Source organism: Dolichospermum sp. UHCC 0260 (assembly GCF_009711985.1).
Lineage (GTDB): Bacteria > Cyanobacteriota > Cyanobacteriia > Cyanobacteriales > Nostocaceae > Dolichospermum > Dolichospermum lemmermannii.
On record NZ_VIKZ01000107.1, the window covers coordinates 1 to 3,148 of the forward strand.

Annotated in this window: 6 protein-coding genes; 2 read left to right on the top strand and 4 right to left on the bottom strand. The window is 34.5% G+C overall.

Features of this window, described 5'->3' with window-relative positions:
* Positions 1-124 precede the first annotated feature (124 nt).
* Positions 125-556, bottom strand: a complete 432-nt coding sequence (locus FJR08_RS22500) for a hypothetical protein (protein WP_148765783.1) — start codon at positions 554-556, stop codon at positions 125-127.
* Between the two features lie 403 nt (positions 557-959).
* Here FJR08_RS22500 and FJR08_RS22505 point away from each other — a divergent pair, with 403 nt between their 5' ends.
* Together FJR08_RS22505 and FJR08_RS22510 are read left to right on the top strand one after the other, a co-directional pair.
* Complete coding sequence (locus tag FJR08_RS22505; protein ID WP_168634643.1) at positions 960-1,442, top strand: DUF29 domain-containing protein; 483 nt, start codon at positions 960-962, stop codon at positions 1,440-1,442.
* A 62-nt stretch (positions 1,443-1,504) separates the two neighbouring features.
* Positions 1,505-1,798, top strand: coding sequence for a type II toxin-antitoxin system Phd/YefM family antitoxin (locus FJR08_RS22510; protein WP_168634644.1), 294 nt, complete (start codon positions 1,505-1,507; stop codon positions 1,796-1,798).
* Positions 1,799-1,871: 73 nt separating this feature from the next.
* Here FJR08_RS22510 and FJR08_RS22515 read toward each other — a convergent pair whose 3' ends face one another.
* The 3 genes from FJR08_RS22515 to FJR08_RS22525 all read right to left on the bottom strand — a co-directional run.
* Positions 1,872-2,279, bottom strand: a complete 408-nt coding sequence (locus FJR08_RS22515; RefSeq protein ID WP_168634645.1) for a type II toxin-antitoxin system VapC family toxin — start codon at positions 2,277-2,279, stop codon at positions 1,872-1,874.
* Between the two features lie 2 nt (positions 2,280-2,281).
* Complete coding sequence (locus FJR08_RS22520; RefSeq protein ID WP_168634646.1) at positions 2,282-2,497, bottom strand: hypothetical protein; 216 nt, start codon at positions 2,495-2,497, stop codon at positions 2,282-2,284.
* Between the two features lie 155 nt (positions 2,498-2,652).
* A partial coding sequence (locus tag FJR08_RS22525; RefSeq protein WP_305791128.1) for a bluetail domain-containing putative surface protein occupies positions 2,653-3,148 on the bottom strand: 496 nt, incomplete at its 5' end.

Below are 3,148 nucleotides of genomic sequence, written 5' to 3' on the forward strand. Positions count from 1 at the left end.
ACAGCAGCAACGGTTAAGGGAATTTGTTGATCAACTCCTTGAAGACTTGGATAAACAGTAATATATGGATAGTTATGGGTAGAAATTATCAAGCTGTTTCTACCCCAGGAACGTCTCTACACTCTTATCTTCTCACTTGTCCGCTAAATCCAGCAGCTTTAAATTGTTTAAGTTGTAATGGTAAAGGTTGATTACTAGGGACAGTGATTCTAAATTCAAAATCACTAACTCCGGGAGGAACTTCCGCGATTAAACCCAGACGGGTCCGATTTTGTAAGGTTGAATCACCGTTAGCATCATATATGCGCCCAAAAATATCCGCATCATAGACAGTTTTACGAGTGCCATTTTCCGCTTTACCTGTAACTATAAAGCAACTAGCAGAATTTGAACCGCTACTACCCACTACTCCGCTTGTGAGTTCTGATGGACATTCGTGGTAGGAAATATTAGATAGTTTAATCTGTGTTAATGCTAAGGCTGTGGGTGTCCATATCCAGGAAAGTAACCCCATTAGTCCTGCTATAAAAATTAACTGCATTGAGCGTAACCGCATAAAATACACCTTTGATTGGAAATTTACGAATGTCACGAGTACAATTTTACCTCACGCAGAGGCGCAGAGTCTCTCCAGAGTAAGAATTTCCAGTTATTGATTTTTGGTGTTGGATAAAATTATATTTCGCGCAATGTAGGGGCGAGGAAACCCCGCCCTACATTGTATTGCATCCGAAAGATAACCGCTATAATTAATTAAGAATTATTTTTATTTATTAACGAGCTTGCAATACTTTCGGCGATTTGCTATAATCTAAGGGATTTCAATAATTGGGTTTTTATTGTCAATTTTTAATCTGTCGAGTGAGTATCCTATAAATTGTCCTCTTGGGGTTGAGGAAATTCTGGATGAGGATTTTTATGGAGTATAATGAAATTATATTATTTTTTGAGGTAAAAATATGCAAACTTTAAGCACAAATAGCTTAATAAACTTAAAAAATTTATATAAATCAGACTATTTAGCCTGGTATGAAATGACTTTGGAACAAATAAAAAATAATCAATTAAATGATATAGATTTAGATAGTTTAAGTGAGGTTTTAGAAAATTTGGTTAGAGATACTAAACGCAGTGGAGAAAGTTATTTAAGACAAATTATCATTCATTTATTATTAATTGAATATTGGGAAGCAGAAAGCATAAATCGTCGTCATTGGGCGGCGGAAATTGTTAATTTTCGTAGTGAGTTAGAAACAGATATGACTACGAATTTAAGAAAACACCTAAATGAAGAAAAAGAAAATAATTATCAAAAAGCTATTAAGTATGTGATAGCAAAAACAGGATTAAAGAAAAACATTTTTCCTGATCAATGTCCTTATACTTTAGAACAGTTAATTGATGGTGATTGGTTTTCTGATACTATTAATATTGAATTTTAAATGTTTATTGATGATTTCTGAATTTTGCTATAATAGTTGTAGTGAGTAGGAGATGAATAACAATGTCAGAAAAAACTTTTGATATTGCTTACTTATCTGATAATTTACTTGAATTATTATCAGATATCCAAAATCATAAGGAAATTACCCTAACTCGTCAAGGCGTTCCTTGGGCGAAAGTTTTACCTATTTCTTCAGAAAATATTACAGTGGAAAAAGTGGGTTTAAATCAGATGAGTAACCAAGGTATTTTAGAGCCAAGAGTTGCGGGTTTTTGGCAAGGACAGGTGAAGATTGCTGATGATTTTGATGATATTTCAGAAGAAGTGATTGCTGCTTTTTATGGGGAAGAATAATGAATTTTCTATTAGATACTCATATCCTATTATGGTTTTTAGAAAATAATTTATGGTAAAGTTTTGTATAGATTTATTCAGGAAATCGCCAATTTTCGATTTGCAAATTAGGCACTCTTTGAAATTCTCGCACATTGGAAGTCACAATCATCAGATTATGACTTAGTGCTGTTGCAGCAATGAGTACATCATAAGAACCAATAGGAGAACCTGCTATTTTAAGAATACTTCTAATTTCCGCAGCTTTTTCTGCTTCTTGTGAAGTAAAATTTAAAACTGTAATTGAGATTAAAAAGGTTTCAATTAAAGGTTGAATTTTGATTGCTTTTGCTGGATTAATTGCTAATCCATATTTTATTTCCATCACTGTTAAAGATGAAATAAAAAGATCCGTCGGAGAAATTGATTTAAGTTGGTTTAATGTATTTTGTTCTCCCTTGACAAAATCACTAACTACACAAGTATCGAGTAGATAAGCCATGATTAAAATTCTATTTCTTTAGGTGGTAATAGTTCATCTCGATAATATTCAAAGATAATATTTTCTGCTATACCTTGATGCTGCATAATTATTTCTGGCCAAGCAGTGGGTTTAGTTTGTAAGAATGTCACAAAAACATAACTTTCGGTAATTCCTTGGGGTGTTTCAGAAAGTTCTATTTGTCCGTTTTTATAGATTCCTTGAATGGTTTGCAACATAGATTTTTTTCATGATTACATTTTAATTATTCTAACATTATAGTAGGGGTAAAGCGCAATGCTAAAACCCCACATATTGCATTAATGACAAGGATGATGTAGAGACGTTTCATGAAACATCTCTACAATGTGGTTTCCCTAAAGGATACCAGAAGCTACGCTAAGGTAGTTGTAAAGTTATTTAGTCCCAGAGTTCCGGTTAATCCTGTCACCTCAATGATGGCATCGGTATTAGCATTAAATCCTGCTGTAGCATCATTAATAGCTACAAAGGTACGACTACCAAAGGAGAATCGAGCAGCAGAGTTAGCTGTAAAAGCAGTATTGGTTAACCTGGCTGAAATTCCGGTTGTATCAAGAGTTGCGACAGATCCTACGTTATTAAATGCCGAGCGTGCAGAGGCAACAAGGAACAAATCATTACCAGATTTAGCATTGAAGTCAGTAATAACATCAAAGCCACCTAAAACAGAATCAGCTAAATTGCGGTAGTCAAAACGGTCTCGTCCCGCACCCCCAGTTAAAGTATCTTGTCCAAGTCCCCCGGTTAGGATGTCATTACTATTATTGTCGTTTAAGAACACCTGAGCCATCAGAATATTGTCGTTAGCCCAAGATCCTTTTTCTTGGCGGAGGAAGTCATCTGTTCCC

Excerpts from the sequence above, each read along its gene's own strand:
- FJR08_RS22505 (WP_168634643.1), top strand. The coding sequence starts at position 960 with ATGCAAACTTTAAGCACAAATAGCTTAATAAACTTAAAAAATTTATAT.
- FJR08_RS22520 (WP_168634646.1), bottom strand. The coding sequence starts at position 2,497 with ATGTTGCAAACCATTCAAGGAATCTATAAAAACGGACAAATAGAACTT.
- FJR08_RS22510 (WP_168634644.1), top strand. The coding sequence starts at position 1,505 with ATGTCAGAAAAAACTTTTGATATTGCTTACTTATCTGATAATTTACTT.
- FJR08_RS22500 (WP_148765783.1), bottom strand. The coding sequence starts at position 556 with ATGCGGTTACGCTCAATGCAGTTAATTTTTATAGCAGGACTAATGGGG.
- FJR08_RS22515 (WP_168634645.1), bottom strand. The coding sequence starts at position 2,279 with ATGGCTTATCTACTCGATACTTGTGTAGTTAGTGATTTTGTCAAGGGA.